At 57.4% G+C, this 3144-nt stretch carries 2 protein-coding genes; both read right to left on the minus strand.

The features are described from left to right. Positions 1–178: 178 nt before the first annotated feature. Positions 179–913 (minus strand): IS21-like element helper ATPase IstB, encoded by a 735-nt coding sequence (gene istB / locus VJ923_RS12035; protein WP_326441817.1) that lies wholly within the window; start codon positions 911–913, stop codon positions 179–181. After that, positions 910–2448 carry an IS21 family transposase gene (gene istA / locus VJ923_RS12040; protein WP_326441819.1) on the minus strand — a complete coding sequence of 513 codons (1539 nt, stop codon included), beginning with the start codon at positions 2446–2448 and terminating at the stop codon, positions 910–912. The genes istB and istA overlap by 4 nt, the downstream gene beginning before the upstream one ends. Positions 2449–3144: the final 696 nt, after the last annotated feature.

Genomic DNA, 3144 nt, shown 5'->3' on the forward strand with positions numbered 1-3144 from the left:
AAAAGCACGGAACCCCGTCTATTTGCCCAACTTCAGAAAGAGCGGACCCGTTGAGTGATTATTGCAGCTAAAATGCCACGGCGTTCCACGCTACGTTGCTACAGCGTTCCGCATTGCGCTGCTACGTGGCAACAGGGGCGCCGGTTTCTCGCAGCGCCCCTTGCATTTATTGATCTGCTCAACCGATGCGCTTGCGCATAGATTCGTCTCCCTCAATGTGGATGACATCAGACCTGTAGACGATTCTGTCAATCACTGCGTCCGCGATAGCGCCCTCGCCCAGCTTCGCATGCCAGCCCGCCGGCGAGAACTGAGAGCAGATTATGAGAGAGCCCGTCCTTAGCCTTGACTCTACTATCTCGAGCAGCTCGCGCGCCTGCTCTCCTCTAATCTTTTCAAGCAGCCAATCGTCGACTATCAGCACGTCGCATTTCGTGTAGCGCTTCTTCGACTTGAGCCACTCCTCGTCTTTCGCCACGGTGAGCTCATCGAGCATCTCCGGCATCCTTACATAGCGCACCGAATAGAAGGCATTGCATGCTGCGACTCCCAGCGCGCAGGCTATCCATGACTTCCCGGCTCCTGAGGCTCCTGTGATGACGACGTTTCTGCGAGCTTTGACCCACCCGCAGTTCGACAACTCGACCATCTTCGCTTTGTCGAGCTTGCGGTCGGCGTCGTATCGGATGTCGATGACGTTGGCTTCGGGATCGGAGAAGCCGGCTTGGCGCAGCAATCGGGTGCGCTTGTTGATCCGGCGGCCGTCCCACTCCGCATCCACGATCATCGCGAAGCGCTCGTCGAAGGTCATGTCGGCAACGCCTGGCACCTCCTCCTGGTCGCGATACGCCTGGGCCATCACCGACAGCCTCATCCCGTACAGCTTGTCCATGGTGGTCTGACTCACGCTCATCGCACATCTCCTTCATCTTCGAGGTTCGTATAGTAATCGCTTCCGCGCAGGTACGCCCCGGCATCTGGATCCTCTCGAGTCACCTTGACGCTGCCAGCCAGAATTGATTTGATGGTCTTGTAGCTCGGTCTGGGCGAGTAAGACAGCGCCTTGGCGCATGCCTGCTCGAGCGCCTCTCTTCCATGCTTGTCAGCGAGCGCGAGCACGGCTCGGCACGATCTGTACGATTGCTGCTCGATCTTCCTCGAAGAGAGGATGGCATCGATTGCCGTTGCGCAGGAGACGCCGATTGTCTTCGCCCATTTCCTGAAGCGCTGCCCGCTCCATTCGGTGAAGTCGCGGTGGGTATCGGGCATGTGATCGGGGTTGGTGGAATAGGACCCTTTTGGGCCGCGTGACCTCTCATGCATGGCGATGCGCCCACCGTCGCAGACGATCCAGACCGCGCTTTTGGTGGCGCAGATCTCCACCTCGCGGCGGACATAGGCAAACGGAACGGAATACCATCTACCATCGAAGGAGACATGGTAGCTAAAATTAACGGTGGCACCCTTGCGGATGACCATCTCGTAGGGTGAGTGCGGCAGCGGGACGAGCAGTGCTTTTTCTTGGCGGGAGAACACCTCGTCTCTGCTGCCCTCGCGCTTTTGGAAGGGCCGGGCGTTTATCTCGTCCACTCGCTCCATGAGAGCATCGTTGAGCTCGTCAAGGGAGGTGAACACGCGGTTTCTCAAGGGAGCGATTGCCCGTTGTTCTATGACGCGGACCCCCATCTCGACAGCGGCCTTGTCGCGAGGTCGCCGGGGACGACCAGGCACGATGGCGCATCCGTAGTACTCGGCCATACGCCTGTACTGCTCGTTGATGACAAGTTCGTCGATGGTGTGCTTGACAACCCCTTGCTTGAGGTTGTCGGGAACGATGATGGGAGTCGTGCCCCCGAAGAAGGAGAATGCCGATACGTGGGCATCCACCCAGGACTCCTCCTTCATATCGTATGCGCCCTTCGCATAGAGCTTTCCCGAGAAGGGGAGGCAGGCGACGAAGACATGGACCTTGAGCAACTCGCCGGTGTCGATGTCGACGACTTCCATGGTGTCGCCGGCGTAGTCGACCTGCATTTGCTCGGCCGGCCTGTGGGTCATGTGCATGGTGGCCTTGTGCGCCTGCGCCCAAGAGCGGTGGCGGTCGCAGAACGCCGAGTACATGTAAGGTGATTTCCCTTGGCCGGTCGCCGCCTCGCAGTACTCCGACCACAGAAGCATCATCGTCACGCCGGGTCGTGACATCTCGGCATCGATGTGCTCGTGGTCGATTGGCGCCTTGTCCGGATCGGCTTTCGATTTAGGTGGATAGATGGCGTCCCTGATGGCCCGATCACCCATCTCCTCCGGTAAAGGCCATGAAAGGCCGTTTGCTTTCGCGCGCCCGGTGACAGCTCTGACCGTAGCGGTAGAACATCGACATGAGAATGCGATGTTGCGAACGCTGACCCCCAGGGCATGAAGCCTGAGGATCTCTCTGTACTTGACCATTTTCTTCTCCTGCTCTCTCGATGGTCATGACGGTGCTTTTGCACCTCATCGAGATTGTGCAGGAAAAGAAGCGGGGCTCGGACGGAATCGCGATGGAATGGCGTTAGAGATACGCTCGGTTTGTAGCAGTGCAGAGTGGAACGCCGTAGCAGTGTTGCGCGGAACGCCGTGGCAGCTCAGATGAAATAATCAATGCATATAGCGAGGTTGCTGAAGCCGTCTACGCATTTGGGTCGGCCCTGCAATGTGCACGATGGGCTCGCGATTTGGCAGTAACTGCATGCGATGAGCAAAACAACAGCTGCAAGATCAGCTTGGATGACCAGCGTCCTCCCCCTCGTTCGGCAGCAAATACCTGCATTTTCATGTACCGAATCTCGCATTCCTCTTCGATAGTATTTCGAACAATAAACTCAGCGCTGGTCATTCTCGCCGCAAACAAAGTAAATCTAACAATCATAAGTACAGGCACTGTCCAGACTCTTGCGCAAATTCCAGCAGGCGGCTGCCGGCCGTCGGCATGGTTACTCGTCCAGCAGCGACACGTCCAGGTACCTTCTCGATCCCCATTCGCTGTCGGCTGAGTAGTAAGCCCTCGCGGTACCATCGGTCAGCGGAATTGGTACCGTCAATCAGCTGAAGAAGGTACCGCGAGTAAGCTGTTGGTACTGCTCTATGACTCCTTGTCTGTTTTGG

The sequence above is a fragment of the Adlercreutzia shanghongiae genome, assembly GCF_035830635.1.
GTDB classification, from domain to species: domain Bacteria; phylum Actinomycetota; class Coriobacteriia; order Coriobacteriales; family Eggerthellaceae; genus Adlercreutzia; species Adlercreutzia shanghongiae.

Excerpts from the sequence above, each read along its gene's own strand:
- istB (WP_326441817.1), bottom strand. The coding sequence starts at position 913 with ATGAGCGTGAGTCAGACCACCATGGACAAGCTGTACGGGATGAGGCTG.
- istA (WP_326441819.1), bottom strand. The coding sequence starts at position 2,448 with ATGGTCAAGTACAGAGAGATCCTCAGGCTTCATGCCCTGGGGGTCAGC.